This is a genomic window from Geodermatophilus sp. SYSU D01036 (genome assembly GCF_054050435.1).
In genome coordinates, this window is sequence record NZ_JBJGZJ010000033.1 from 17,733 (window position 1) to 44,118 (window position 26,386).

Here is a 26,386-nt window from a genome sequence, read left to right on the forward strand (position 1 = left end):
CGACGGCTCAGTGGGCGACGGCTCAGTGGGCGACGGCGGCCGCGCCGTGCTCGTCGACGAGCGCGCCGGTGACGAAGCGGTCGAGACCGAACGGCGCGACGAAGGGGTGGGGCTCGTCGTGGGCGACGGTGTGCGCCAGGGCCCAGCCGATGCCGGGGGTGGCCTTGAACCCGCCGGTGCCCCAGCCGCAGTTGAGGTAGAGGTTGTCGTAGCCGGCGCGGCCGACGACGGGTGAGGCGTCGGGGCTGACGTCGACGATGCCGGCCCAGCTGCGCAGCAGGTGCGCCCGCGCGAACACCGGGAACAGCTCGACGGCGGCGGCCATCTGCCGCTCGATGACGTGGAAGGCGCCGCGCTGGCCGTAGCCGTTGTAGGAGTCGATCCCGGCGCCCATGACCAGCTCGCCCTTGTGCGCCTGGGAGACGTACACGTGCACCGCGTTCGACATGACGACCGTGGGGTGCACCGGCTCGAGCAGCTCGGAGACCAGCGCCTGCAGCGGGTGGCTCTGCAGCGGCACGCGGATGCCGAGCATGTCGGTGAGCACGGAGGTGTGACCGGCCGCGCAGAGGACGACCCTGCCGGCGGCGATGGTGCCGCGGGTGGTGTGCACCCCGGTGACCCGGTCGCCGTCGGTGGCGAAGCCGGTGACCTCGCAGTCCTGGACGAGGTCGACGCCGGCCTGGTGTGCCCGGCGGGCGAAGCCCCAGGCCACGTAGTCGTGCTTGGCGATGCCGGCGCGCGGCTGGTACGTCGCGCCCAGGACCGGGTAGCGGATGTCGGCCGACGTGTTGACGACCGGGCAGAGCTTGCGGACCTCGTCCGGCTCGACCCACTCCGCGTCGATGCCGTTGAGCTTGTTGGCCTCGACCCGACGCACGCTGTCGCGGACGTCCTGCAGGGTGTGGGCGAGGTTGAGCACGCCGCGCTGGCTGAACAGGATCGGGTAGCCGAGGTCCTCCTCGAGCCCCTCCCACAGCTTCAGCGAGTGCTCGTAGATCGCCGAGCTCTCGTCCCACAGGTAGTTGGACCGGATGATCGTGGTGTTGCGGGCCATGTTGCCGCCGGCCAGCCAGCCCTTCTCCAGCACCGCGACGTCGGTGATGCCGTGGTTCTGCGCCAGGTAGTGGGCGGTGGCCAGGCCGTGCCCGCCGCCGCCGACGACGACGACGTCGTAGGAGCGCTTCGGCTCCGCGTCGCGCCAGAGGGAGTCCGGGTGCTCGGGCAGGTCGGCGCCGGGGGTGCGGGGGCTCACGGGACCTCCGTCAGGTCGGGGTAGAGCGGGTGGCGGCCGGCCAGCCGGGTCACCCGCGCGCGGAGGCCGGCGAGCACCTCCCCGTCCACCGAGGGCCGCAGCGCGGTGGCGACCACGTCGGCCACCTCCGCGAAGTCGTCGACGTCGAAGCCGCGGGCGGCCAGCGCCGGGGTGCCGATGCGCACGCCCGAGCTGACCATCGGCGGGCGGGGGTCGAAGGGCACGGCGTTGCGGTTGACGGTGATGCCGACGGAGTGCAGCCGGTCCTCGGCCTGCCGGCCGTCGAGCTCCGACTCCCGCAGGTCCACGAGCACGAGGTGGACGTCGGTGCCGCCGCTGACCACGCCGATGCCCGCCGCGCGGGAGTCGGGGGCCAGCAGCCGCTCGGCCAGGATCCGGGCGCCGGCGAGGGTGCGCTCCTGGCGCTCCCGGAACGCCGGCTGCGCGGCCAGCCTGAAGGCGACGGCCTTGGCGGCGATCACGTGCTCCAGCGGGCCGCCCTGCTGGCCGGGGAAGACCGCGGAGTTGAACCTCTTCGCCAGGTCGGCCGTGGCGAGGACGAACCCGCCGCGCGGGCCGCCGAGGGTCTTGTGGGTGGTCGAGGTGACCACGTGCGCGTGCGGCACCGGGGAGGGGTGCAGCCCGGCGGCGACGAGCCCGGCGAAGTGCGCCATGTCCACCATCAGGTAGGCGCCGACCTCGTCGGCGATCCGGCGGAACGCGGCGAAGTCCAGGTGGCGGGGGTACGCCGACCAGCCGGCGATGATCAGCCTGGGCCGCCGCTCCCGCGCCAGCTCGGCCACCTCGGCCATGTCGACCCGGTGGTCCTCGCGGCGCACGTGGTAGGCGGCGACGTCGTAGAGCTTCCCGGAGAAGTTGAGCCGCATGCCGTGGGTCAGGTGGCCGCCGTGGGCGAGGTCCAGCCCCAGGACGGTGTCGCCGGGCTCCAGCAGGGCGGACATCGCCGCGGCGTTGGCCTGGGCACCGGAGTGCGGCTGCACGTTGGCGTACTCGGCCCCGAACAGGGACGTCAGCCGGTCGATCGCCAGCTGCTCGACGACGTCGACGTGCTCGCAGCCGCCGTAGTAGCGCCGGCCCGGGTAGCCCTCGGCGTACTTGTTGGTCAGCACCGAGCCCTGGGCCTGCATGACCGCCACCGGGGCGCAGTTCTCGCTGGCGATCATCTCCAGCGTGGTCTGCTGCCGGGCCAGCTCGGCGGAGATCGCGGCGGCGACCTCCGGGTCGGTGTCCGCCAGCGGCCGGTCGAGCACGCCGGCCGCCACGGACGGAGCGGTGTCGACCTGGACGGCCATGACGGGTCCTCCCTGTCAGGGGGTCGTTCGATGACTGGTATATCAGTCGTGCAACACCGTAGGCCAGCAGTCTGCCAGGGTCAAGGGGACGAGCACGCGGCCCGGGCCGGTCGAGCTCGCCCTCAGGCCCGCGGACGTTCGACGGGCCCCGCGCCGGCGGGACGACGGTGGGGCCGGGAGGACGTCGCCCTCCCGGCCCCCGGCGCAACGTGCCGGATCAGCCCGACAGTCGCTGCGTCAGCCACTCGTGGAACAGTCCGATGTGGTGCTCGGAGGGCACCAGCACCCCGCCGTCGGCGTAGGCGCGGGAGGACATGGCCGGCTGGGTCCGCTCGCAGGCGGCGAAGTCCTGTTCGTTCACCCGGTGGAACAGCTCCACCGACCGGCTCACGTCCCGGCCCGACTCGACCACCTCGCGCGAGTACAGCCAGTCGCACTCGACGATCGTGCGGTCGACCGCCACCGGGAACATCCGGTGGAAGACGACGTGGTCGGGCACCAGGTTGACGAAGACGGTCGGCTTGACCGTGATGGCGTAGTAGCGCCGGTCCTGGTCCTCCTCGACGCCCGGGAGCCGGTCGAAGCCCTCGCCGCCGTCGACGGTGAAGCCCTGGACGTCGTCCCCGAACTCGGCGCCGTGGCCGACGAAGAACTGCGCGGCGTACCCGTCGGCGAACTCGGGGAGCACCTCGGTGAGCTCCGGGTGGATCGTCGCGCAGTGGTAGCACTCCATGAAGTTCTCGATGACGAGCTTCCAGTTGGCCCGGACGTCGTAGGTGATGCGGCGACCGACCAACAGCGAGTCGAGCTCGTAGCGCTCGATCACCCGCGCGTCCCCGAGCCGCTCGGCGACGGCACCCACCACCTCGTCCTCGAAGGACGGGGGCTCCGCCGCCAGGCACACCCACGCGTAGCCCAGCCACTCGCGCAGGGCCACCGGCACGAGGCCGTACGCCACGCGGTCGACGTCGGGCATCTTCGTCAGGTTGGGGGCCGCGACCAGCTTGCCCTCGAGGTCGTACGTCCAGGCGTGGTAGGGGCACTGGAAGGCCCGCCTGACCGTTCCCGACTCCTCCGTGCAGATCTGCGCGCCCCGGTGCCGGCAGACGTTGAGGAACGCCCGCAGGCGCCCGTCCCGGCTGCGGACCACGAGCACGCTCTCCCGCCCCACCTGGACCTTCTTGAAGGACCCTGGCGTCGGGAGGTCGCTCGAGCGCACGGCGCCGAACCACATGTCCTCGAAGACGCGGGACTGCTCCAGCGCGAAGACGGCGGGGTCGGTGTAGTAGTGACCCGGCAGCGTGGGGATGAGGCTCGCGGGCCGGTCGGTGGTGGTCATACGGCACCTCGGGGTTCCGTCGGGCGGTGCGGTGTGGAGGACACGCTCGACGTCGCACGACGCATCGCCTGCGACGAACCGCGGTCGCCGTCCGCAGCGGGTCCAGACGACCGGCGTGTTGCACATTAATCAGTGCATCGCGCCAGACGCAACAGTCCGGCGGCCCGCCGGTCCCCGGGGCGCACCCCGCCGGGTCAGCGGGGCTGGCGGAAGAAGCCCAGCCTCCGGCTCAGCTCGTCGGCGCCGGAGACCACCCGCCGGGCGATCGCCGGGTAGTCCTCGGGGCCCATCCGGAAGGACGGCCCGGAGACGCTGAGGGCGGCGACCACGTCCCCGTCCGCACCCCGGACCGGCGCGGCGACGGCGTTGAGCCCGACCTCGTACTCCTCGACCGTGGAACCCCAGCCCCGCTCGACGACCCGGTCCAGCTCCTGCCGCAGCACCTCGGGATCGGTGACCGTGGCGGCGGTGAAGCGCTGCAGCTCGCGGGAGAGCACACCCTTGCGGACGGTGTCGGGAGCGTGGGCCAGGAGCACCTTGCCGCTCGACGTCGCGTGCAGCGGGGTGCCCTGTCCCACCCAGTTGTGCGTGCTGAGCGCCGCCGGCCCGCGGGCCTGGCTGACGTTCACGGCGCGGTCGCCGTCCAGGATGGCGATGTTGACGGTCTCCTCGAGGTCGGCGGCCAGCGCCTGGCAGATCGGCCGCCCCTCCCGGGCGATGTCCAGCTGCGCGGCGGCCGCGCCGGCCAGGCGCACGACGCCGAAGCCCAGCCGGTACTTGCCGCGGTCGGCCAGCTGCTCGACGAAGCCCCGGTTCTCGAGCGCGGCCACGAGTCGGAAGGCGGTGGACTTGTGCACCCCGAGCTCGGCGGCGATCTCGGTGACCCCGGCCTCCCCCTGGGCTGCGAGGATCTCCAGGACGCTCAGGGCCCGGTCCACGGACTGGACGACGGCGACCGAGCCCCGCTCCCCGTTCTCCTCCTGCGGCCCGCTCATGACCTCAGCGTAGGTGGCGGGCGGCGGGGGCCGGCCTGTCCCTTGACGGGGCGACGCCACACCTCCATGCTGTTGCGCTATCAGCGCATCGTTGCAACATCCGCAACAGTGAGCCTGGAGCGCCCATGATCCCGGTCTGCCCCACGACCGCGTTGCCGCCCGGCGAGGCGATCCGCGTCGAGGCCGACGAGCCCATCGCGGTCTTCAACGTCGACGGCGAGTTCTACGCGATCGACGACACGTGCACCCACCAGGACGCCTCGCTGGCCGACGGGTGGCTGGAGGGCTGCGCCGTGGAGTGCCCCCTGCACGCCTCCTGCTTCGACCTGCGCACCGGGAAGGTGTCCGGCCCGCCGGCCAGGACGCCGGTCCGCACGCACCGGGTCGTGGTCGAGGACGGCCTCCTGTACGTCGAGCCCGCAGACGTCGGGGAGGAGGGGGCTGCGTGACCTCCACGGTCGCCGTCGTGGGGGCCTCACTGGCCGGCCTCTCCGCGGCCCGCGCCCTGCGGGACCAGGGCTACGAGGGCCGGGTCGTGGTCGTCGGCGACGAGCCGCACGCCCCCTACGACCGCCCGCCGCTGTCCAAGGAGTTCCTGGCCGGCGCGGCGTCGCTGGAGGACGTCGCCCTGGGCACGCCCGACGACGAGGGCCTCGACCTCGAGTGGCGGCTGGGCACCCGGGCGGTCGGCCTGGACCGGGCCGGCCGCTCGGTGCTGCTGGACGACGGCGGCGAGGTCCGCGCGGACGGCGTCGTCCTCGCCACCGGCGCCCGCGCCCGGCGCCTGCGCGGCAGCGAGCGGCTCGCCGGCGTGCACGTGCTGCGCTCCCTGGACGACGCGATCGCCCTGCGCGAGGACCTGGCCGCCGGCGGCCGCCTCGTGGTGATCGGCGCCGGCTTCATCGGGGCGGAGGTCGCCTCCACGGCCCGCACGCTGGGGCTGGAGGTCACCGTCGTCGAGGCCCTGCCCGTTCCGCTCGCCGGCCCGCTGGGCGCCGAGATGGGCGCGGTCTGCGCCGGGTTGCACGCCGACCACGGGACCCGCCTGCTGGCCGGCACCGGCGTCGCCGGGCTCGTCGGCAGCGGCCGGGTCGAGGCCGTCGAGCTCACCGACGGCACGCGGCTGCCCGCCGACGTGGTGGTCGTGGGGATCGGGGCCGTCCCGAACACCGAGTGGCTCGCCGGGTCGGGCGTGGCCCTCGGCGACGGCGTCCTCACCGACCCCCGCGGCGCGACGGACACCCCGGGCGTGGTCGCGGTCGGCGACTGCGCCGCGGCGTGGTCGCCCGCCGCGGCGCGGCACGTCCGGACCGAGCACTGGACCAGCGCCCTCGAGCAGCCGGCCACCGCGGTCGCCACGCTCCTGGGCACCGCGACGCCCGCGCCGGCGCCGGTGCCGTACTTCTGGTCCGACCAGTACGGCACCCGCATCCAGTTCGCGGGCTCGCGCCGCGAGGGCGACGTCGCCCGCGTGCTGGAGGGCAGCTGCGCCGACCGCTGCTTCCTGGTGGTCTACGAGCGCGAGGGACACCCCGTGGCCGTCCTCGGGATGGACCAGCCGCGCCTGTTCACCCGGTGGCGCCGGCAGCTGCGCGCTGCCGTGCCGACCGCCTCCTGAGTCCGGGCCGGTCCCTCCGGCCCGGAGCACGTGCCGAGCCGGCCGGCCCGGGACCGGCCGCCCGACCGCCCCCGGCGGTGCGGCCGGGAGCGGGCGGGCGGCGGGGCCCGTCAGTCGCGCGGGCCGAGCGGCCGGCCGATCGACTCCGCCTCGGACTGGCCCGGCTCCCGGGCGGGGACGGCCGTGCCCCCCGGCGGCACCACGAAGTTGCCCGTCGCGGTGACCGGCCGCCGGCTCTCCGGCTCGGCGTCGGCCGGGGACGACGGCGCCGGCACCCCGGCCGCACCCGGAGCGCTCGGGGCGGGTTCCACGACCAGGACGAAGTCGTCGCCGTGGCGCTTGATGCCGTCGACCACGGCCTGCTCGATCGCCAGGGTGGCGTAGCTGCCCCGCAGCACGACGGGGTCGCGCCGGAGGTCCTTGACCAGGCTCACCGCCATCGCCGCCATCACCAGCGCGAACGGCAGCGCCGCGATGATCGTCAGGTTCTGCAGCCCCGTCAGGGCGGCGCCGTCCTCCCCCAGGAGCAGCATGATCGCCGCGACGGAGCCCATCACCACGCCCCAGAAGACGACGACCCAGCGGCTCGGTTCCAGCGTGCCCCGCTGGGAGAGCGACCCCATGACGATGGAGGCGGCGTCCGCACCGGACACGAAGAAGATCGCCACCAGGACCATCACGAGCACGGTCGCGGCGGTGGCCAGCGGGTACTGCTCCAGGACGGCGAACAGCTGGCCCTCCGTGGTGGCCTGGCCGGCCACGTCGACGCCGCTGCGCTGGGCGGCGATCCCGGCCCCGCCGAACACTGCGAACCACACCAGGCTGACCAGGCTGGGCACGAGGAGCACGCCGGTGACGAACTGCCGGATGGTCCGGCCGCGGCTGATGCGCGCGATGAACAGCCCGACGAACGGCGTCCAGCTGATCCACCAGGCCCAGTAGAAGACCGTCCAGCCGCGCAGCCAGGTGGCCATCGGGTCGCCGCCGGTGGCCTCGGTGCGCGCGGCCATCTCGCCGAGGTCGGAGAAGTAGCTGCCGACCGCGTCGGGCAGCAGGTTCAGGATGAAGATCGTCGGGCCGACGACGAAGACGAACACCGCGAGCAGCAGGGCCAGCACCATGTTGGTGTTGGACAGCCACTGGATCCCGCGCTCGATGCCGGAGACGGCCGAGGCGACGAAGGCGGCGGTCAGGATCGCGATGATCGCGACCAGGACGCCGTTGCCGACGTCCCCGGCCCAGCCGAGGATCTCGACCCCGCTGCCGATCTGCAGGGCGCCGAGACCGAGGGAGGCCGCCGACCCGAACAGCGTCGCGAAGATCGCCAGGACGTCGATGACCCGGCCGGCCGGACCGGTGGCCCGCCGCTCACCGAGCAGGGGGATGAAGGCCGAGCTGATCAGCTGCCGGCGGCCGCGCCGGAAGGTGCCGTAGGCGATCGCCAGGCCGACGACGGCGTACATCGCCCACGGGTGCAGCGTCCAGTGGAACAGCGTGGTCGCCATCGCCGTCTGGATCGCCTCGGAGGTCTCGGCCCCGGTCGTCAGCGGCGGCGGGGCGACGAAGTGTGACACCGGCTCGGCGACCCCGAAGAACATCAGCCCGATGCCCATGCCCGCGCTGAACATCATGGCGATCCACGAGACGGTGCGGAACTGCGGCCGCTCGTCGTCGCGCCCGAGCGGGATGCGCCCGTACCTGCCGGCCGCCAGCCAGATCACGTACACGACGAAGGCCGAGGCCAGCAGGACGAACAGCCAGCCGAGGTTGCCGGTGATCCAGCCGAGGACCGAGCTGCTGGCGGTGCCGAGGCCCGTGGGGGTCGCGAACCCCCAGGCGACGAAGCCCAGTGCCATCGCCGCGGCGACGGCGAACAGGACCCGGTCGACCGCCCAGTACCGGTCGGCGACGCAGGGAGGCGGCTCGGCGATCGCCGGGTGGGTCCCGGTCACCGTGACGTCCGTGGCGTGGACGACGGGGCGGTCCTCCCGGGCTGCGGCGCCGCCGGCCTCCGCCGGACCGGCCTCCACCGCCTCGGACCGGTCCGACCGGCGCGACGGCGGGATGGGTTCGCGTGGTTCCACCATGACGTCCCCCAATCACTGTTGCGTCATTCGAGACCCACTTCGGAAGAGGGAACCAGAGCTCCGCCGGAGGGACAAGGGTCGGACGTGACGCACACCACAGCCTCGCACCCCGGCCGCGCCGCGCCACCCGGCCGTGACGGGGCCGCCGAGAGCCGTCCCCGACCCCGATCGGGGTGTCGGCGGAAGTGCCGGTCGGAGGCCCCGGCGCCGGGATCAGGGGGTGCTGCTGGGGAAGCGTGGCGGGCGCTTGCCGAGGAACGCCGCCACGCCCTCCCGACCGTCGGGACCCGCGGCCCGCGCCCGGATCGACAGGGTCTCGCGGCGCAGGGCCGCCTCCGCGGCGGGTGTGGCGGTCTCCCGCAGGAGGCGCTTGGCCGCCACCTGCGCCGTCCGCGAGCCGGACCGCAGCGCCGCGACCACGTCCTCGACGGCCGCGTCGAGCTCCGCGTCCGGGTGGACCTGGGTCACCAGCCCCGCGGCCCGCATCTCCTCCGCCGACAGGACGGGGTTGAGCAGCGCCAGGTGCAGCGCCCGGTGCAGTCCGACCGAGGCCGTCAGCAGCGTGCTGCCGCCGTCCGGGGAGAAGCCGATTCGCGTGTAGGCGAGGGTGAACCGCGCCGACTCGGCGGCGAGCACGAGGTCGGCCGCGGCGGCCAGCGGCACCCCGGCGCCGGCCGCGGTGCCCTGCACGACCGAGACCACCACCGCGTCCATCCGGTGCAGGTCGCTGACGACGCGGTGCAGCGCCTCGGCCAGGTCGTCGACCATCTGCTCGACGTCCTCGGCGGCGGCGAAGGCGGACACGTCCCCGCCGACGCTGAAGGCCCGGCCGGCGGCGGAGAGCACCACGACGTGCACGTCGTCGGCGCGGGCCCGGCGCACGGCGCGGCCCAGCTCAGCGACCGTCGCCGGCGTGAGGGGGTTGCCCCGCTCCGCGTCGGCCAGCCGGATCCGCGCGACGCCGTCCCGCTGCTCGTACTGGACCGTGCTCATGCCGGGCTCCTCCGCGAGGTGCCGACCCTGGGGTCGGTCCGTGATCCGGGTCTGCTTCGCCGGCGTGACCGGCTGGACCGCGCCGCCCATCCTGGCCGCCGTCGACGCCGCGGAGGACCTGACGCTCACCGCGGGGGTGTCCCGGTCCGCCGCCGGCCGGGCGCTGTCGGAGGCGACGGCGTCGCGCAGCGAGGGCAGGGTCTTCGGGTCCGTCGCCGGCACCCTGCTGGCCATCCGGAGGGTGGCCGAGGCACCCGGGGTGCGCCGCGGCCTCGACACCCTGCTGTTCGACCGGCCCTGACCGGACCGGGTGGGGCCCGGCGGGTGCGGGGTCAGCCGACCGCGACCGGGCCGTCCGGCGCACGGGGACCCGGCGGCCGCCGCGCCGCGGCCAGGATCCGTTCGACGTTGTCCGGCGCGAAGAAGCCCGCCGGTGACTCGACCCCGGCGTTGACCCGCGCGAACCGGTCCATCGCCTCCCGGTTGCCGGAGGCGGCGGCGAGCAGCTGCTGCAGCTCCGGCGGCGCCGGATCCAGGGACGCGAACTGGAGGGTGAACTCGTACATCGGCAGGACGCGGGCGTCCCGGCGGGAGTGGTACTCGCCCAGCGTGACGTCGAACGGGCGCCCGCCGGTGAGGGTCTCGTGCAGCGCGCCGGCGCACAGCTCCGCGTCCAGGAAGGCGTCCTGGATGCCCTGCGCCGTGACGAAGTCCTTGTTGTAGCCGGCGTCGCCCACCAGGACCCAGCCGGGCCCGTGGGGCGTGCGGAGGTAGTTCGGCACGACCGCACCGACGAGGCGGGTTTCCCGGGTGGCCGCACGGAGCCGCTCGGCGAACGGCGGAGCCAGGTCGAGCGTCTGCAGGTAGGTGCCCTCGAGGTCCCGCTTCCTGGCCTGGAACTCCCGGTACGGCCACCCCGCGATGACCAGCGTGAGGTCGTCGTTCGTGGCCCACGCGGCGAAGGCCCGCTCCGGCCGGTCGTAGGCCTCCCACCGGCCGTGCATCGGCAGGCCGCTCCAGTAGGCGTAGTAGCCGCACAGCAGCGGCGGGTGCTCCCGGTACTGCTCCGGGCGGACCACCCGGGCCACGAGCGAGTGCAGGCCGTCCGCGCCGACGACCACCCGGGCGTGCTCGTCGACCGCGCGGCGCCCGTCCCGGCCGTGGCCGCGGACCCCGACCACCACCCCGTCCTCGACGAGCAGCTCGTCGACCGGGAAGCCCTGCCGGACCTCGGCGCCCGCCCCGGCCGCCGCCTCGACCAGCAGCTCGTCGAGCACCGTCCGCCGCGGGGCGTACGCGACCGGGCTCTCCGGGGTGCCCGGCGCCCCGGCGAGGGTGAAGGGCCCGAAGTCGAACGCGTAGGTGTCGATCGCCGGGCACCCCGAGGCGACGACCCGGTCGAGGAGACCCCAGCGCCGCAGCGCCGCCACCCCCGGGGGATGGACCAGGTGGGTCGAGACCGTGTCGCTGGGGAAGGTGGCCCGGTCGACGACCAGGACCCGGTGGCCCTGGCGGGCCAGCAGCATCGCGGTGGTGGAGCCCGCACAGCGGGCTCCGACGACGATGACGTCGTACGGGCGCTCGGTCATGTCGCACCGCCCCGACGGGAGAGCCGGCACCCGCGAAGGTAGACCGCTCCCGGGGGCGGGGACAGGGCACCAGGACCCGGTGCGGGCGCGGCACCCGGGCCGGCGGCTCAGCCCGGCGAGTGCAGGAGGGGCCCGCGGAGGTCGAGGTAGGTGGGCGGCTCCTTGGCCAGCCGCGTCAGTTCCTCCATGACCTCCCGCCACTCCGCCGGGGGCTCCCTGCGCTCGCCCTCGCGGGCCTCGGCCTCGGAGGTGTAGTAGCCGACCTGGACCCAGCGCCCGTCCTCGTGGGCGATCAGCAGGGAGCCCAGGACGTCGGGCCGGAACTCCGCCATCAGCTCCCGCGACGCCTGGCCCAGGAGCTCCCTCGCGCGCGCGACGTCGGTGACCTGGCCCTGCACGACCTGGACGAAGCCGGCCCGGTCCGGGTCGCCGTACACGTCCGCGGTGACGTCCTCGCTGTCGAGGAACGTGGGCTCGCCCTCGAACAGGTGCCGGACCCCCTCCCACCACCGGCCCTGCTCGGGGCGGTCGGAGTTGCGGCGGGCGGCGTCGGCCGACTCGAAGCGGACGACCGTCACGAACCAGCCGTCGTCGGTGACGCCGGTGGTGCTGCCGAGCCACCCCTCCGCGCCGGGCGACAGGTGCGCCACCCAGTCCTCCACGGCCGAGAACACGGCCTCGGTGTCCGTCGTCCTGCCCTGGATGACCTGAGCGAACATGGCGAGCCTCCCGCCGACGGCGTCTGTCCGGCCCCCGTGGGACCACGAACGCTACGACCGGGCGGCACCGGGGTCGATGGGTCCGCGCCCGGTGGACCACGGGCCCTTCTCCCGGTCCGCCGGCGGGTCTAGCGTCCGGGCGTCGCACGGGGGCCGTCGCACGGGGGACGCACCGAGCGGAGCCCCGATGACCGCCGACACGCACACCCCGCCGCGCGCCCTCGACCCGGCCCGGGTGGAGGCCTTCGCCGGCCGGCTGATGGCCGCCTACACCGACAGCCTGGTCACCCTGCTCGTCGACCTCGGGTACCGCACCGGCCTGCTGGAGGCCCTCGCCGCGGGCGACGGCACCAGCGCCGAGATCGCCGCGCGGGCCGGGCTGGCCGAGCGCTACGTCCGCGAGTGCCTGGGCGGGCTGGTGACCGCGGGCATCGTCGAGTACTCCCCCGCCACCGGCCGCTACGCGCTGCCCGCCGAGCACGCCGCGTGCCTGACCGGCGGCGGCCCGCTGGACCTCGCGCCGCTGAGCCGGATCACCGGGCTGCTCGGCCGCCACGTGGGCGAGGTCGCCGAGGCCTTCCGGACCGGCGGCGGCGTCCCCTACAGCGCGTTCCGGCCGGAGTTCACCGACGTCATGGACCAGGGCAACCGCGGCCTGTTCGACGGCCACCTCCTGGACGACGTCGTGCCCCTCGCCGGCGGGCTCCCCCAGCGGCTGGCCGAGGGCACCCGCGTGGCCGACGTCGGCTGCGGCACCGGGCACGCGATCAACCTGCTGGCGCGGGCGTACCCCCGCTCGCGGTTCGTGGGCTACGACTTCTCCGCCGACGCGATCGCCCGCGCCCGCGCCGAGGCGGCCGACCAGGCCCTGGCCAACGCCGCGTTCGAGGTGTGCGACGCGACCGAGGTGCCGGTCGACCCGCCGTTCGGCGCCGTCCTCGCGTTCGACGCGATCCACGACCAGGCCGACCCGGCCGGCGTGCTGGCCCGGATCCGCCGCGCCCTCGAGCCCGGCGGCGTCTTCCTCATGATGGACATCCGGGCCGCGAGCGCGCTGGAGGACAACCTCGGCAACCCGTTCGCCCCCTGGCTGTACGGCGTCAGCACCCTGCACTGCCTGACCGTCTCGCTGGCCCAGGGCGGCGCGGGCCTCGGCACCGTGTGGGGCGAGCAGCGCGCCCGGCAGATGCTCGCCGCCGCGGGCTTCGTCGACGTCGAGGTGCACGAGGTCCCCGACGACCCGCTCGACTCCGTGTACGTCGCCCGCACGCCGCGGGCAGGTCACGGCTCGCCACTCTGACCCCACGCGCCCCGGGGCCGCTGCGGTTCCCGTACCGGCGGGTCCGCACGTCGGACGATGGCGGGCCGGTGCACCGGAGCACACCACGGGGAGAGCACACATGGCGTCGTTGTCCGACCCTGCCGTCCAGGCCGTCCTGCGGCACCACACCGGTCGGTCGCCGGGGACGCCGATGCGCGCGGTGGTGTCCGAGGCCGCGGCCCTCGGCTACGACGTCGCGCCCGAGCCGTGGGGGGACGAGCCCACGCTGCGCCTGGTGCGGCGGGCGCCGTCGGGGCGCAGCGTCACGCTCCTGGTCGACGGCCGGCAGCTCACATCGCCCTCCCCCGCCGAGCGCGCCTTCGCCGCCGCGCTGCCCGGCGCCGACGCGACCCGGGTGGACGTCCGGTTCCCCTTCGCCGGCAGCGACCCGTTCGACGTCCTGGTGGCCTTCTCCGCCGAGGCGGACCGCGCGCGGGCGCCGTTCCTGCCGCCGGTCCTTCCGCCGATCCCCACAGCGGACCGGCGGCAGCGGGCGGTCCTCGGCGTCGCGGCCGCGGTCGCCCTGCTGGTCGTCGTCGCGGGGATCGCCGGGTCGGGGCTGCCCGGTGGGCTGCTCGCGGTGGGCCTGGTGGCGCTGCTCGTCGGCCTCGGCGCGGTCGTCACCGGCCGGGCGCGGTGGGCGTTCATCGCCTCCCGCCGGGTCGGGGGCGCCGTGGTCGCGGCGGGCCTCGCGGCCGTCGTCGTCGGCGGGGTGACGGCGCCGCGCGCCGAGCCGACCGCCGCCTCGGCGCCCGCACCCACCTCCGCGGCCGCGCCCACCACCTCCGCGGCCGGGGGGAACGCCGCCGCGGAGGCCGCGACCGAGGCCGCCGAGGAGGCGCTGGCGCAGTCGGAGACCGCCGAGACCGCCGTCCCCGCGGTCGACTCCGCCACCGGGCTGCTCTCCGACGACGCCACCGACGACGCCGTCGGGTCCGCCGCCCCCACCACCGCGCTGGCCGCCCTCGCCGCCGTCCCGGTGCAGGGCCGGGCGCCGCGCACCGGCTACGACCGCGACCTGTTCGGCAACGGCTGGGTGGACACCGACCGCAACGGCTGCGACACCCGCAACGACGTCCTCGCCCGCGACCTGACCGGCGAGACGTTCAAGCCGGGCACCCGGGACTGCGTCGTCCTGACCGGGACCCTCGACGACCCCTACTCCGGCCGGACCATCGCCTTCCAGCGCGGGCAGACGACCAGCGACGACGTCCAGATCGACCACGTCGTCGCGCTCTCGGACGCGTGGCAGAAGGGCGCCCAGCAGTGGGACGGCGGCCGCCGCGCCCAGTTCGCCAACGACCCGCTCAACCTGCTCGCCGTCGACGGGCCGCTCAACATGCAGAAGGGCGACGGCGACGCCGCGACGTGGCTGCCGCCGGACCGCTCCTACCGCTGCGCGTACGTGACCCGTCAGGTGGCGGTGAAGGTCAGCTACGGACTCTGGATGACCCAGGCCGAGCGCAACGCCATCGCCACCGTGCTGAGCACCTGCCCCGCCGAGCCGCTGCCCGGCGGCGTGGTCGCCGCCGTGCCGCGGACGGCGGCGCCGACCACCCCGGCGCCCACGACCACCCGGCCCAGCACGCCGGCCCCGGCGCCCGCTCCTGCACCGGCCCCTGCGCCGGCGCCGGCCCCTGCGCCCGCGCCGGTGCCCGCACCCGTGCCCGTGCCCGTGCCCGGCACCTCGGTCAGCTACGCCAACTGCGACGCCGTCCGCGCCGCCGGGGCGGCTCCCATCCACCCCGGGGACCCCGGCTGGGACGAGAAGTTCGACCGCGACCACGACGGCGTCGGCTGCGAGTCGTGACCGCCGGCCCGACCCCCACCCCCGTGGCGCGGGTCGGGCCGGCGAGATCGAGGGGTGCTCAGTCGGCGAGCAGGGCGGCGTGCGCGCCCAGGCGGTGCGCCAGGGCCGCGGCGGTGCCGGTGGAGCGCAGGACGTCGGCGAGCAGCTCGGCGAACTCGACCGGGCGCTCCTCCAGCTCCGCGGCCAGCAGGGCGTCGAGGTCGGCCGGGTCGAGGTCGGCGAGCTCGACGAGCACCAGCGGCTCGGTGGGACGCGCGGTGGTCTCCATGACGGGCTCCTCGGGTCGGCGGGCCGGGGTCCGTCCCGGCACCGCCCACCCTGACCGGCCCCCCGCAGGCCTCTCTCCGCGGAACCGCACGATTCCCGCAAGACCGGTCCCGGCAGGTCCGGGAGCCGACGCGCGCGGCCCCGGGGCGACCGGAGGGGGTCGAGACGGCTATGGTCTGCCCGTCGGGAAGGCCCTGCGCACTGGCAGGACCCCGATGCACCATCGCAGCTAGGAGCGAGCGCAATGCCCGAAGGAACTGTCAAGTGGTTCAACGCGGAGAAGGGGTTCGGCTTCGCCACCCCTGACGGTGGCGGACCGGACGTCTTCGTCCACTACTCGGCCATCCAGACCAGCGGTTACCGCACGCTCGACGAGGGGCAGCGCATCTCGTTCGACGTCGAGCAGGGTCAGAAGGGCCCGCAGGCGGCGAACGTCACCCCGCTCTGATCGCCTGAGCCTCCGCCAGCGCCCCCGTCCGGTCCCCGGGCGGGGGCGCTGTCGCGTCCGGGGACCGGTTCAGCGGGCCCGGGGCACGTAGCCGCCGACGAGCGCCTGCATGAACAGCGCCCCCGCGTCCGGCCCCACCGCCTGCGCCGCGTCGGCGAAGGCCCGCCAGCGCTGCCGCTCGACGTCGGTCGGCGCCTTCTCCGCTCGGGTGGCCGCCTGCTCGAGCAGCCGCTCCCACTCCCCCTGCGGGGTCGGCCACAGCCCCGCGAGCCGGCGGGCCTCGGCGGAGATGCCGGTGATGCGGACGATGTCGCCGGCGTGGTTGGTCAGCGGCTCGATGTAGCCGGCGGCGGCGAGCGCCTTGGCCGCGGCGATGACGTCGGCCTTCGGCAGACCGCTGCCGGGGACGACGGAGCCGAGCAGGTACGGCGCGCCGCCGTGCTTCGGCTCGTCGACCAGCCGGGCGATGGCCCGCAGCACGGGCAGGTCGCGGCGGAACCAGGTGTCGGGCAGGGGCCGGTCGAGCGGCGGCTGGCCAGGAGGTGTCACCCGGGAAGTCTCCGCCGCACGCGACGGCGCCCCGCCACCCGGGTCACGGGAGGGCGGGGCGCCGCGGTCGGGGATCAGCGCGCGCCGGTCAGGTGCGGGCGGGTGGCCAGGACGATCCCGAGGACCACGTAGCCGACGAGCAGGTGGGCGGCGCCGACGTACTGGGTGACCGAGGGCAGCAGGAACGCCGTGGGCACGGTGACCGGCGCCCAGCTCTCGGCGACCATCGGCCAGAAGCGGGCTACGCCCGTCCACCGCCCGGCGATCGCGATGCGGACGCCGATGGCGGCCATGCCGAGCATCGACAGCGGCCAGAACAGGTCGATCGCGAAGAAGAAGCCGGTGTCGTAGAGCGAGGGCGTCAGGGCCCACATCAGGGACGACACCATCGCCACCGCGAGCAGCGCGTGCTCGACGTGCAGCAGGGTCCGCGCCAGCCGGCCGGTGCCGATCGCCCCGGTGCGCATCTGCGCCGACACCAGGAACACGAGGCCGAGCTGGAAGGCGAACGCCGTCAGGTTGATCACCGCGGCCTGCCAGGTGCCCGCCGGCGGCGTCGTCCCCAGCAGGGCGCAGGCAGCCGCCCAGGAGGCGGAGCCGGCGGTCACCGCGATCCCGGCCGTGCGCACCGAGCGGATCGAGGCGGCGGGCCGGGTGCCGGCGGCTGCGGCGAGGTCGGTGCGGGCGGGGGCGGGGGTGGTGGTGAGGGACATCGGGGTCCTCCGTCGTCGTGCGGCGCCGTGTGCGCCGTTCGGGGAGAACCGTCGCGGGGACGCGTCCCGGGCACCCAGGGCCCGCCGCCACGGATCCGGTCCCGTCCCGTGTCCCGGGTGACACGGGACGGCCGCCTCGTGCCCATCGGGACACCGGCAGGCGAGGATGCGCGCGTGCAGGCGCAGGCCCCGGTGGACGGGCGGACCGATCCGGCACCGGAGCCCCTCCCCCGGCCCGGTGCCGGCAGGCGGCGGTGGGCGCGGACGACGGCGGCCGCGGGAGTCCTCGCCGTGGTCGTCGGCTCGGCGGTCACCGCCGCGGTCCTCGACGCCACCACGCCGTCGGCGGTGCGGGCGGCACTCGGCCGGGAGCCGGGCTGGCCGGCCACCCTGCCCGGCCTCGCGCTCGCCGTCCCCGCAGCGCTCCTGCTGCTGCGCGCGCCGCGCAACGCCGTCTCGTGGGTGGTCGCGGGCACGGCTGCGTTCTGGGCCGTCGACGGGCTCGCCGAGTCGTGGGTGTCGTGGTCGCTGCAGGACGGCACCCCGCGGGCCGGCGGCAGCCTGGCGTTCTGGACCGTCGAGCGGCTCGGCTCGGCCCTGCTGCTCGGGCTGCCGCTGCTGCTCCTGCTCTACCCCGACGGCCGGCTGCCCGGCGGCCGGTGGCGCCCGCTGAGCGTGGCCAGCCTCGCCTCGACGGCGCTGCTGCCGGCACTGCTGCTCGTCGTCCCCGCGGACGTCGCCTTCACCGCCGACGAGGGGACGGCGATCGCGCCCGCCTACGGCGCCCTCGACCTGGACCTCACCTCGCTGCCGCTGCCCGCCGCCGTCGCACTGCCGCTGCTGCGGATCGGCTTCCCACTCGCGGTGCTGGGCATCGCGGTCCCGGCCGCGTCGGTGGTCGCCCGGTACCGGCGGGCGGACGGCGAGGACCGCACCCGGATGCGCTGGCTGCTGTGGGCCGCGGTCGTCGACGTCCTCGTCATGCTCGCCACGCTGCTGCTGCCGGCCGACCCGAGCACCCTGGCGCTGGCCGTCGCCGTGGCGCTGACCGGGTCGGCGGTGGCGGTCGGCGTGCTGCGGCCGCGCGCGGTCGACGTCGACCGGCTGCTCGGCGGCACCCTGGTCCACGGCGGCCTCACCGTCGGCGTGGTGCTGCTCGACCTGCTGGTGCTCGCCGCCGCCGGCGCCCTGCTCGGCGACGGCCTCGGCCAGCGCGACGCCACGCTGCTCACCCTGCTGCTCGTCGCCGGCGTCTACATACCGCTGCGCGCGCCGCTGTGGCGGCTGGTCCGCCGCTGGGTGCTCGGCGAGCGGGAGGACCCCTACCGCGTCGTGTCCGGGCTGGCCGAGCGGCTGGAGCGCTCCGACGGCGCCGAGGAGCAGCTCGTGGCGGTCGCCGCCGGGATCGCCGAGGCGTTCCGCACGCCCTACGTCGGCGTCGAGGTGGACTCCGCCGACGGGGGTCGGCTGGTCGCCGAGCACGGCACCCGCCCGGCCGCGGTGCAGTCGCTGCCGATCGCCTACCGCGGCGAGCAGGTCGGCCGGCTGCTGCTCCCCCGCGACGGCGTCCGCGCGCAGCTGGTCACCCGCGACGAGCGGCTGCTCGCCGACGTCGTCCGGCAGGCCGCCGCGGCCGCCCGCGCGAGCTCGCTGGCCGCGCAACTGCAGGCCAGCCGCGAGCAGTTGGTCACCGCGCGGGAGGAGGAGCGCCGCCGGCTGCGCCGCGACCTGCACGACGGCCTCGGTCCGTCGCTGGGCGCCGTGGTGCTGCGCATCGACACCGCCCGCAACCTCACCGCCGCCCGCCCCGAGGACGCCGACCGGCTGCTGCGCCAGGCCCGCGACGACGTCTCCGCCGCGCTGGCCGACGTCCGCCGGCTCGTGCACGACCTGCGCCCGCCCGCGCTCGACGACCTCGGCCTGGCCGGGGCGGTGCGCCAGCAGGCCGAGCGGCTGCTCCCCCCGCCGGTCGCGGTGACCGTGGACGCCGACGGCCTGGCCGACCTGCCCGCCGCCGTCGAGGTGGCCGCCTACCGGATCGCGTCGGAGGCGCTGGCCAACGCGGCGCGGCACGCCGCCGCCTCCCGCGTGCGAGTCACGCTGGCCCGCACGGGCGGCGACCTCGTCGTCGCGGTGGCCGACGACGGCGTCGGGATTGCGCCCGACCGCGCGGCCGGCGTCGGGCTGGTGTCGCTGCGGGAGCGGGCCGCCGAGCTCGGCGGCCGGTGCACGGTGAGCTGCCCGCCCGACGGCGGGACGGAGGTGCGGGCGGTGCTGCCCGTCGAGGGAGGAGCAACGGGTGACCGAGCCCGATGAGGCGTTGCGGATCGTCGTCGCCGACGACCACCCGGTCTACCGGGACGGGCTGGCGCTGCTGCTCGGCTCGGTACCGGGGCTGGAGGTGGTCGGCACCGCGGCCGACGGCGCCGCGGCGGTCGAGGTGGTGCGCGAGCAGCTGCCCGACGTCGTGGTGATGGACGTGCAGATGCCGGTGCTCGACGGCATCGAGGCCACCCGGCGGATCGCGGGAGAGGCGCCGTCGGTGGGCGTGGTGGTGCTGACCATGAGCGAGGACGACGGGACGGTGTTCGCCGCCGTCCGCGCCGGTGCCCGCGGCTACCTGCTCAAGGGCGCCGACCAGGAGGAGGTGGTCCGCGCGATCACCACCGTCGCCTCGGGCGGGGCGGTGTTCGGCGCGGCGCTGGCCCGGCGGATCGCCGAGTTCTTCACCGCCGGCCCGGCCGGGCCGGAGACGGCGTTCCCGCAGCTGACCGCCCGCGAGCGCGAGGTGCTGGAGCTGGTGGCCGCGGGGCGGTCGAACGCGCAGATCGCCGCGGCGCTGTACCTGTCGCCGAAGACGGTGCGCAACGTCGTCTCCAACGTGCTGACCAAGCTGCAGGTCACCGACCGCGCGCAGGCGATCGTGCGGGCGCGGGAGGCGGGCCTGGGCCGGTGAGGCGGGGAACCCGGCGGGGAATCCGGCCGTGGCCCGGGTCGTTCTCCCGGGCATGACGACGTCCGCTTCGCAGCCGAAGGTGACCAAGAGCGAGGAGGAGTGGCGCGCCCAGCTGTCCCCGCAGGAGTACGCGGTGCTGCGCCAGGCCGGCACCGAGCGGCCGTGGACCGGGGAGTACGTCGACACGACGACCGTCGGCGTCTACACCTGCCGCGCCTGCGGCGCCGAGCTGTTCCGCTCGCAGACCAAGTTCGACTCGCACTGCGGCTGGCCGTCGTTCTACGAGCCGTCGTCGGCGGACAACGTGGTGCTCCGCGAGGACCGCACCCACGGGATGGTCCGCACCGAGGTCCTCTGCGGCACCTGCCACAGCCACCTCGGCCACGTCTTCGACGACGCCCCGCAGACGCCGACCGGCGACCGCTACTGCATCAACTCCGTGTCCATCCGGCTGGTCCCCGCCGAGGGCTGACCGGCTCCGGACGCCGTCCTGGCTCACGCTGACGCGTCCTGGCTCACCTCCCACGGTGAGCCAGGACGCAGCATGATCAGGTCAGCTGATCATCCGCGGGCCGGCCTCAGGCCAGGTCGCGGACCAGCTCGGCGACCGGCTTGCGCATGCCGGTGTAGAACGGCACCTCCTCGCGCACGTGCCGGCGGGCGCGGCTGGCGCGCAGGTCGCGCATGAGGTCGACGATGCGGTGCAGCTCGTCGGCCTCGAAGGCGAGCATCCACTCGTAGTCGCCGAGGCCGAACGAGGCGACGGTGTTGGCCCGCACGTCCGGGTAGGGCCGGGCCTGCATGCCGTGCTCCTTGAGCATGTCCCGCCGATCCTCGTCGGGCAGCAGGTACCACTCGTAGGACCGCACGAACGGGTAGACGCAGACGTAGCGCCGCGGCTCCTCGTCGGCGAGGAACGCCGGGATGTGGCTGCGGTTGAACTCGGCCGGGCGGTGCAGCGCCATCTGCGACCACACCGGCTCCAGCGCGCGGCCGAGCTCGGTGCGGCGCAGCCGGGTGTAGGCCTCCTGCAGCGCCTCCGGGGTCTCGGCGTGCCACCAGACCATCAGGTCTGCGTCGGCGCGCAGCCCCGCGAGGTCGTAGGTGCCGCGGACGACGACGCCCTTGCCGGCCAGCTCCTCGAACAGCCCGGTGACCTCGTCGGCGGCGGCGGTGCGCCGGTCGTCGGCCAGCGGCCGGGCGAGCCGGAACACCGACCACATCGTGTAGCGGATGAGGGCGTTGAGCTCGTTGGCCCGCTTGCCGACGCTCTTGGTCTCCGTCTGCTCGCTCATGCCCCCATTGTCGCGCGGCCGGTCAGCGCCGGGCGCCGCTCCCCCGGCCGGCCAGCGAGGCGATCGTCACGACGACGACGTCCTCGGCGAGCGCCGCCGCCAGGTCCGGCCCCCGCCGCCCGGCGAGCCGCCGCCACCGCGCGCCGCCGAGGGTCCCCGCCGCGGCGCCGGCCGCGCCCGCGAGCGCCGGCAGCAGCCGGCCGCCCCGCCGGCGGGCCAGCAGCGCGCCACCGGCGGCGCCCGCCGCGAGCCGGACGGCGACGCTCGGCGGGATCGTCCGGGACGGCGTGGCCGGCAGCTTGTCGGCGACCAGCTCCCCCGCGACGGCGGCGAGCGCGGCCAGCCGCACCGGCCGGCGCCGGGAGGCGACGAGCGCGGGGACCGCCAGGCCCAGGGAGCTGCGGCCGCCGGCGGCGGTCCCGAGCAGGGCGGCCCGCAGGACGAGGGAGGAGGTCACCGGCACAGCCTGTCAGCCCCGGTCAGGCCAGGGCCTCCACGGCGCGGCGCGCGCCGCGGATGCACGCCGGGACGCCGACGCCGTCGTAGGCCGCGCCCGCGACCGCCAGCCCCGGCACCGCGGCGACGGCGTCGCGCACCGCCACCACCCGCTGCGGGTGCCCGACCAGGTACTGCGGCAGCCCGCCGCCCCAGCGCACCAGGCGCGCCTCCACCGGCTCGCGGCGCTCGAGGCCGAGCAGGTCGGCGACGTCGGCGACCACCGCGGCGGTCAGCTCGTCGTCGTCGCGCTGCAGCTGCACCTCGTCGCCGTAGCGGCCCACCGACGCCCGCACCCGCAGCAGGCCGTCGCCGGACAGGTGCGGCCACTTCGACGACGACACCGTCACGCCCTTGACCAGCCGCCCGGTCACCGGCGGGACGAGCAGCCCCGACCCGGCGTCGACCGGCTGGGCGGGGAACGCCATCGCGACGACGGCCATCGAGGCGTACGGGATGCCGCGCAGCGGCTCGACGGCGTCCGGCGCCACCCCCGCCAGCAGCCGCGCGGACTTCCCGGCCGGCGCGGTGACGACGACCGCGTCGGCCGCCAGCACCTCCGGCGCGGCGGTGGGCCCGACCGCCACCTCCAGCCGCCCGCCCGCGCGGCGGATCGCGTGCGCCGGCGTGCGCAGCCGCACCTGCGCGCCCGACGCCGCCACCAGCGCGGCGGGCAGCGCGCCGATCCCGTCGGCGACGGTGACGAACACCGGCCCGTCGGCGTCGCCGCGGCTGCGGGCACCGGCGTCCCGGGCGGCGAGCGCCGCGGCGAGCACCGAGTCGGCGCGGGCGAGCTGGGCGGCCAGCGCCGGCATGGTCGCGGCCAGCGAGAGGTCGTCGGGGCGGCCGGCGTAGACGCCGCCGAGCAGCGGCTCGACCAGCCGGTCGACCACCTCGTCGCCCAGCCGCGCGCGCAGCAGCCCGCCGACGGAGACGTCGCCCTCCAGGCGCAGCGGCGGCAGGTCGGCCTCCGCGCGCACCCGCGCGACGCCGTCGGGGGTGAGCACGCCGGCCAGCCCGTCGGCCGACGTCGGCACGCCCTGCACGGTGCCCGGCGGCAGGGGGTGGCGGCCGTCGGGGAGCACGATCGACGCCTGTGTGGTGCGCGGCGCGACCAGCCGGTCGGCCAGGCCCAGCTCCTCCACCAGCTCGACCGCCTCCGGCACCCGGGCCAGCACCGCCTCGGGGCCGGTGTCGTACCAGACGCCGGCGAGCTCGACCCGGTCGAGCTTGCCGCCGATCCGCCTGCCGGCCTCCACCACGACGACCTCGTCGGCGGGCCGCCGCCGGCGCCACTCGAACGCCGCGGTGAGCCCGGCGACGCCGGCACCGACGACGACGACCCGGGTCATCGCGCGGACAGCTCGTGCACCAGCTCGACGACGTGGGTGAGCACGCCGGGGTCGGTCTCGGGCAGGACGCCGTGGCCGAGGTTGAACACGTGCCCGCGGGCGGCGCGGCCCTGCTCGACGACGCGGCGGACCTCGCGGTCGACGGTCTCCCGGTCGGCCAGCAGCACGGCCGGGTCCAGGTTGCCCTGCAGGGAGCGCTGCGGCCCCACCCGGCGGGCGGCCTCGTCCAGCGGCACCCGCCAGTCGACGCCGACGACGTCGGCCCCCGCGTCGCCGATCAGCGCGAGCAGCTCGCCGGTGCCGACGCCGAAGTGGATGCGCGGCACGTCCCGGTCGCCGAGCCCGTCGAACACCGCGCGCGAGTGCGGCAGCACGCGGGTGCCGTAGTCGGCGGCGGACAGCACGCCGGCCCAGGAGTCGAACAGCTGCACCGCCGCGGCGCCGTTGTCGATCTGCGTGCGCAGGAAGGTCGCGGCGGAGACGGCGAGGCGGTCCAGCAGCCGGGTCCACGCCTCCGGCTCGGCGTACATGAAGGCCTTGGTGCGGGCGTGCTCCTTGGACGGGCCGCCCTCGATGAGGTAGGTCGCCAGCGTGAACGGCGCCCCGGCGAAGCCGATGAGCGGCGTCGGGCCGAGCTCGGCGACCAGCCGGCGCACCGCCGTCGCGAGGAACTCCAGCCGGTCGGGCTCGAGGTCGGGCAGCGCGTCGACGTCGGCGACGGTGCGCACCGGGCTCGCCACCACCGGGCCGACGCCGGGCTTGATCTCGATGTCGACCCCGGCCACCACCAGCGGCAGCACGATGTCGGAGAAGAGGATCGCGGCGTCCACGCCGTGCCGGCGGACCGGCTGCAGGGTGATCTCGGTGACCAGGTCGGGGTTCTGGCAGGCCTCGAGCATCGCCGTTCCCGCGCGCAGCGCCCGGTACTCCGGCAGCGACCGGCCGGCCTGCCGCATGAACCACACCGGCGTCCGGCCGACGGGGAGGCCGCGGGCGGCCCGCACGAGGTCCGAGTCGGCGGGGGACGGCGGGACGGCGGGTGCGGTGCTCACGACGCCCGATCCTCCCAGACCCCGCAGCGGCGGCGCGTCCGAGACAGACCGGGCCCGCGGCCCCTACCCTGCGAGCGTGGAGCCACACAGCCTGGCCGGGTCCCGGGACGGGTCCGGTGCGCGTGCGGGCTCCGACGACCGTCCGGCCGCCTTCGTCGCGGGCCTGGAGTCCCTGGCCGCGGTGCGGGTGCGCCCCGAGGTCGTCCTCGAGACGATCCCGCCGCCGCAGCGCCTGGCGCCGCACGCGCACGCGCTGGCCGCGCGGGTCGTCGAGGGAGAGGGCGACGACGAGGTCGAGGTCGCCGTCGCCCGGTTCATCGTGCTGCACGACCCCGACGGCCACGAGGCCTGGGACGGCACCACCCGCTGCGTCGGGTACCTGTCGGCGAGCACCGACGAGCACATGGTCGACGACGCGATGTTCTCCGAGGTCGCCTGGAGTTGGCTCACCGACGCCCTGCAGGAGTCCGGCGCGGCCTCGCACGCGCTCGGCGGCACGGTCACCCGAACCGCCTCGACCCGCTTCGGCGACCTCGCCGGTCCCGAGCACACCGTCGACGTCGAGCTCCGCGCCTCCTGGACCGCCGAGGACACCGCGCTCGGCCGCCACCTCGACGCCTGGCTGCAGGTGCTCGCCAACGCGGCCGGGCTGCCACCGCCGGGCGTCGCGCTGCTGGGCCCGTCCGGTCCGGTCCCCGGCACGCCCTGACCGCCGCCCCCTGACCGGCCGGCGCGCCGCGGTCTCTACCATCGGGGGTGACGGGACGCACTCCCCCGGGTCCGCGCCGCTCGGCCTGCACACCCCGGGAGCCGGCGGGACCGGTGGCGCGTACGGACGGGACGGCGGGTAGGTGGACGGCAACTGAGCACCGAGCCCCTCCCCCTCGACGGCCTGGAGCCCGCCCCGGAGCCCGCTCCGGAGGCGCCCGCCCCGGTGCCCCTGCTCGCCCCGCGCGACGGGCTGCCGCCGGTCATCGACACCCCCGACGCGCTCGCGCGCTACGCCGACGCCCTGCGGGCGGGCACCGGCCCGGTCGCCGTCGACGCCGAGCGCGCCTCCGGCTACCGGTACGGCCAGCGCGCCTACCTGGTGCAGCTGCGCCGTGCCGGCGCGGGCACCGGGCTGGTCGACCCCGTCCCGCTCGGGGACCTGTCGGTCGTGCAGGACGCGATCGCCGACGCCGAGTGGGTGCTGCACGCCGCCAACCAGGACCTGCCGTGCCTGGCCGAGATCGGCATGGTCCCGGGCCGGGTCTTCGACACCGAGCTGGCCGCCCGCCTCGCCGGGCTGCCGCGGGTGGGGCTGGCCGCCGTCGTCGAGTCGCTGCTCGGGTACTCGCTGGTCAAGGGGCACTCGGCGGCCGACTGGAGCACCCGCCCGCTGCCCCAGGAGTGGCTGGTCTACGCCGCCCTCGACGTCGAGGTGCTCGTCGACCTCCGCGACGCGCTCGCCGCGCTGCTCGAGGAGCAGGGCAAGACGGAGTGGGCGCGGCAGGAGTTCGCCGCCATCCTCGCCGCCGGCCCGCCGGCGCCCCGCCAGGACCCGTGGCGGCGCACGTCCGGCGTGCACGGGCTGCGCAACCGCCGCCAGCTCGGCATGCTCCGCTCGCTGTGGCAGGCGCGTGACGACCTGGCCCGCCGCCGCGACGTCGCCCCCGGCCGGGTGCTGCCCGACGCCGCGATGGTCGCCGCCGTCCAGGCCGATCCGCAGACCGAGGGCGCGCTGCTGGAGCTGCCGGTCTTCCGCGGCCGGGCCAACCGGCGGCTGGTGGGCACCTGGTTCGGCGCGCTGGCCCGCGGCCGGGCGCTGCCGGAGGCGGAGCTCCCGCCCCACAGCCGCCCCGGTGACGGGCCGCCGCCGGTCAACCGCTGGGCCGACCGCGACCCCGCGGCGGCCACCCGGCTGCAGACCGCGCGCAAGGCCCTCGCGGCCCTGTCCGAGGAGCTCAGCGTGCCGGTGGAGAACGTCCTCTCCCCCGACCTGGTGCGCCGGCTGATGTGGACCCCGCCCGAGCCGCGCGACGCCGGGACGGTGGCCGCGGCCCTGCGCGCCGGCGGCGCCCGCGAGTGGCAGGTCGGGCTCACCCGCGACCTGCTCACCGACGCCCTCTCCCGCGCTTAGCCCGCAACGACGAGGGGCCCGTCGTCCGGTAACCGACGACCGGCCCCTAGTTTGGTTACCCGGGCTATTTCCCCCTTGGCCCGGCCCCCCGCCGGTCA

The 26,386-nt window shown here is 76.1% G+C and carries 26 protein-coding genes; 11 read left to right on the forward strand and 15 right to left on the reverse strand.

Annotated features, from left to right (window positions below; all coding sequences use genetic code 11):
• Nucleotides 1-22: 22 nt before the first annotated feature.
• The 4 genes from ACI8AR_RS21660 to ACI8AR_RS21675 all read right to left on the reverse strand — a co-directional run bounded on the left by ACI8AR_RS21660 (nucleotide 23) and on the right by ACI8AR_RS21675 (nucleotide 4,902).
• Nucleotides 23-1,255 carry a sarcosine oxidase subunit beta family protein gene (locus ACI8AR_RS21660; protein ID WP_457052836.1) on the reverse strand — a complete coding sequence of 411 codons (1,233 nt, stop codon included), beginning with the start codon at nucleotides 1,253-1,255 and terminating at the stop codon, nucleotides 23-25.
• Nucleotides 1,252-2,568, reverse strand: coding sequence for a serine hydroxymethyltransferase (locus ACI8AR_RS21665; protein ID WP_457052837.1), 1,317 nt, complete (start codon nucleotides 2,566-2,568; stop codon nucleotides 1,252-1,254). The genes ACI8AR_RS21660 and ACI8AR_RS21665 overlap by 4 nt, the downstream gene beginning before the upstream one ends.
• A gap of 217 nt (nucleotides 2,569-2,785) precedes the next feature.
• The gene (locus ACI8AR_RS21670) at nucleotides 2,786-3,907 is read right to left on the reverse strand and encodes an aromatic ring-hydroxylating oxygenase subunit alpha (protein WP_457052838.1); all 1,122 of its coding nucleotides are present in this window, start codon (nucleotides 3,905-3,907) and stop codon (nucleotides 2,786-2,788) included.
• 194 nt (nucleotides 3,908-4,101) lie between these two features.
• Nucleotides 4,102-4,902 carry an IclR family transcriptional regulator gene (locus tag ACI8AR_RS21675; protein WP_457052839.1) on the reverse strand — a complete coding sequence of 267 codons (801 nt, stop codon included), beginning with the start codon at nucleotides 4,900-4,902 and terminating at the stop codon, nucleotides 4,102-4,104.
• Nucleotides 4,903-5,027: 125 nt separating this feature from the next.
• On the opposite strand from ACI8AR_RS21675, the gene ACI8AR_RS21680 reads away from it, so the two are divergent.
• Nucleotides 5,028-5,351, forward strand: coding sequence for a bifunctional 3-phenylpropionate/cinnamic acid dioxygenase ferredoxin subunit (locus tag ACI8AR_RS21680; protein WP_457052840.1), 324 nt, complete (start codon nucleotides 5,028-5,030; stop codon nucleotides 5,349-5,351).
• A complete protein-coding gene (locus tag ACI8AR_RS21685) occupies nucleotides 5,348-6,520 on the forward strand; it encodes an NAD(P)/FAD-dependent oxidoreductase (protein ID WP_457052841.1) in 1,173 nt (390 codons plus the stop codon). Before ACI8AR_RS21680 ends, ACI8AR_RS21685 begins: the two co-directional genes overlap by 4 nt.
• A 110-nt stretch (nucleotides 6,521-6,630) precedes the next feature.
• Here ACI8AR_RS21685 and ACI8AR_RS21690 read toward each other — a convergent pair whose 3' ends face one another.
• Together ACI8AR_RS21690 and ACI8AR_RS21695 are read right to left on the reverse strand one after the other, a co-directional pair.
• Nucleotides 6,631-8,472 (reverse strand): BCCT family transporter, encoded by a 1,842-nt coding sequence (locus tag ACI8AR_RS21690; RefSeq protein WP_456937057.1) that lies wholly within the window; start codon nucleotides 8,470-8,472, stop codon nucleotides 6,631-6,633.
• A 348-nt stretch (nucleotides 8,473-8,820) separates the two neighbouring features.
• Nucleotides 8,821-9,600 carry an enoyl-CoA hydratase/isomerase family protein gene (locus tag ACI8AR_RS21695; RefSeq protein ID WP_457052842.1) on the reverse strand — a complete coding sequence of 260 codons (780 nt, stop codon included), beginning with the start codon at nucleotides 9,598-9,600 and terminating at the stop codon, nucleotides 8,821-8,823.
• 40 nt (nucleotides 9,601-9,640) lie between these two features.
• Here ACI8AR_RS21695 and ACI8AR_RS21700 point away from each other — a divergent pair, with 40 nt between their 5' ends.
• Nucleotides 9,641-9,901, forward strand: coding sequence for a hypothetical protein (locus ACI8AR_RS21700; RefSeq protein ID WP_457052843.1), 261 nt, complete (start codon nucleotides 9,641-9,643; stop codon nucleotides 9,899-9,901).
• A gap of 31 nt (nucleotides 9,902-9,932) precedes the next feature.
• Here the strand turns inward: ACI8AR_RS21700 and ACI8AR_RS21705 are convergent, their stop codons facing one another.
• On the reverse strand, nucleotides 9,933-11,189 hold the full coding sequence (locus ACI8AR_RS21705) for an NAD(P)/FAD-dependent oxidoreductase (protein ID WP_457052844.1): 1,257 nt from the start codon (nucleotides 11,187-11,189) through the stop codon (nucleotides 9,933-9,935).
• Between the two features lie 107 nt (nucleotides 11,190-11,296).
• Nucleotides 11,297-11,908, reverse strand: coding sequence for a hypothetical protein (locus tag ACI8AR_RS21710; protein WP_457052845.1), 612 nt, complete (start codon nucleotides 11,906-11,908; stop codon nucleotides 11,297-11,299).
• A 187-nt stretch (nucleotides 11,909-12,095) separates the two neighbouring features.
• Here ACI8AR_RS21710 and ACI8AR_RS21715 point away from each other — a divergent pair, with 187 nt between their 5' ends.
• Both ACI8AR_RS21715 and ACI8AR_RS21720 read left to right on the forward strand, forming a co-directional pair.
• The gene (locus ACI8AR_RS21715; protein ID WP_457052846.1) at nucleotides 12,096-13,208 is read left to right on the forward strand and encodes a methyltransferase domain-containing protein; all 1,113 of its coding nucleotides are present in this window, start codon (nucleotides 12,096-12,098) and stop codon (nucleotides 13,206-13,208) included.
• 100 nt (nucleotides 13,209-13,308) lie between these two features.
• Nucleotides 13,309-15,039: a GmrSD restriction endonuclease domain-containing protein gene (locus tag ACI8AR_RS21720; RefSeq protein ID WP_457052847.1), complete on the forward strand. Its 1,731-nt coding sequence runs from the start codon at nucleotides 13,309-13,311 to the stop codon at nucleotides 15,037-15,039.
• Between the two features lie 58 nt (nucleotides 15,040-15,097).
• Here ACI8AR_RS21720 and ACI8AR_RS21725 read toward each other — a convergent pair whose 3' ends face one another.
• Complete coding sequence (locus ACI8AR_RS21725; protein ID WP_457052848.1) at nucleotides 15,098-15,307, reverse strand: hypothetical protein; 210 nt, start codon at nucleotides 15,305-15,307, stop codon at nucleotides 15,098-15,100.
• A 243-nt stretch (nucleotides 15,308-15,550) separates the two neighbouring features.
• On the opposite strand from ACI8AR_RS21725, the gene ACI8AR_RS21730 reads away from it, so the two are divergent.
• Nucleotides 15,551-15,754, forward strand: a complete 204-nt coding sequence (locus ACI8AR_RS21730) for a cold-shock protein (RefSeq protein WP_387990932.1) — start codon at nucleotides 15,551-15,553, stop codon at nucleotides 15,752-15,754.
• 69 nt (nucleotides 15,755-15,823) lie between these two features.
• On the opposite strand, the gene ACI8AR_RS21735 is transcribed toward ACI8AR_RS21730, so the two are convergent.
• Entirely contained in the window at nucleotides 15,824-16,303 is a 480-nt protein-coding gene (locus ACI8AR_RS21735; protein ID WP_456928635.1) for a hypothetical protein, read from the reverse strand.
• Nucleotides 16,304-16,377: 74 nt separating this feature from the next.
• Nucleotides 16,378-17,016, reverse strand: coding sequence for a hypothetical protein (locus ACI8AR_RS21740; protein WP_457052849.1), 639 nt, complete (start codon nucleotides 17,014-17,016; stop codon nucleotides 16,378-16,380).
• Between the two features lie 174 nt (nucleotides 17,017-17,190).
• Between ACI8AR_RS21740 and ACI8AR_RS21745 the strand changes: the two genes are divergently transcribed.
• The 3 genes from ACI8AR_RS21745 to msrB are packed head-to-tail and all read left to right on the forward strand — an operon-like array spanning nucleotide 17,191 to nucleotide 20,444.
• Entirely contained in the window at nucleotides 17,191-19,332 is a 2,142-nt protein-coding gene (locus ACI8AR_RS21745) for a sensor histidine kinase (protein WP_457052850.1), read from the forward strand.
• The gene (locus ACI8AR_RS21750) at nucleotides 19,316-19,972 is read left to right on the forward strand and encodes a response regulator (protein WP_457052851.1); all 657 of its coding nucleotides are present in this window, start codon (nucleotides 19,316-19,318) and stop codon (nucleotides 19,970-19,972) included. Before ACI8AR_RS21745 ends, ACI8AR_RS21750 begins: the two co-directional genes overlap by 17 nt.
• Nucleotides 19,973-20,024: 52 nt before the next feature.
• Nucleotides 20,025-20,444 carry a peptide-methionine (R)-S-oxide reductase MsrB gene (msrB, locus tag ACI8AR_RS21755; protein ID WP_457052852.1) on the forward strand — a complete coding sequence of 140 codons (420 nt, stop codon included), beginning with the start codon at nucleotides 20,025-20,027 and terminating at the stop codon, nucleotides 20,442-20,444.
• A gap of 106 nt (nucleotides 20,445-20,550) precedes the next feature.
• Here msrB and hemQ read toward each other — a convergent pair whose 3' ends face one another.
• From hemQ to hemE, 4 genes are read right to left on the reverse strand one after another with little or no spacing between them, the layout of a single operon-like run.
• Nucleotides 20,551-21,267 carry a hydrogen peroxide-dependent heme synthase gene (gene hemQ, locus ACI8AR_RS21760; protein ID WP_457052853.1) on the reverse strand — a complete coding sequence of 239 codons (717 nt, stop codon included), beginning with the start codon at nucleotides 21,265-21,267 and terminating at the stop codon, nucleotides 20,551-20,553.
• Nucleotides 21,268-21,289: 22 nt separating this feature from the next.
• Nucleotides 21,290-21,724 (reverse strand): hypothetical protein, encoded by a 435-nt coding sequence (locus tag ACI8AR_RS21765; RefSeq protein ID WP_457052854.1) that lies wholly within the window; start codon nucleotides 21,722-21,724, stop codon nucleotides 21,290-21,292.
• 22 nt (nucleotides 21,725-21,746) lie between these two features.
• Nucleotides 21,747-23,114: a protoporphyrinogen oxidase gene (gene hemG, locus ACI8AR_RS21770; RefSeq protein ID WP_457052855.1), complete on the reverse strand. Its 1,368-nt coding sequence runs from the start codon at nucleotides 23,112-23,114 to the stop codon at nucleotides 21,747-21,749.
• Nucleotides 23,111-24,166, reverse strand: coding sequence for a uroporphyrinogen decarboxylase (gene hemE / locus ACI8AR_RS21775; RefSeq protein WP_457052856.1), 1,056 nt, complete (start codon nucleotides 24,164-24,166; stop codon nucleotides 23,111-23,113). The genes hemG and hemE overlap by 4 nt, the downstream gene beginning before the upstream one ends.
• Before the next feature lie 76 nt (nucleotides 24,167-24,242).
• On the opposite strand from hemE, the gene ACI8AR_RS21780 reads away from it, so the two are divergent.
• A complete protein-coding gene (locus ACI8AR_RS21780; protein WP_457052857.1) occupies nucleotides 24,243-24,875 on the forward strand; it encodes a DUF3000 domain-containing protein in 633 nt (210 codons plus the stop codon).
• A gap of 225 nt (nucleotides 24,876-25,100) precedes the next feature.
• Complete coding sequence (locus tag ACI8AR_RS21785; RefSeq protein WP_457052858.1) at nucleotides 25,101-26,288, forward strand: ribonuclease D; 1,188 nt, start codon at nucleotides 25,101-25,103, stop codon at nucleotides 26,286-26,288.
• Nucleotides 26,289-26,386 lie beyond the last annotated feature (98 nt).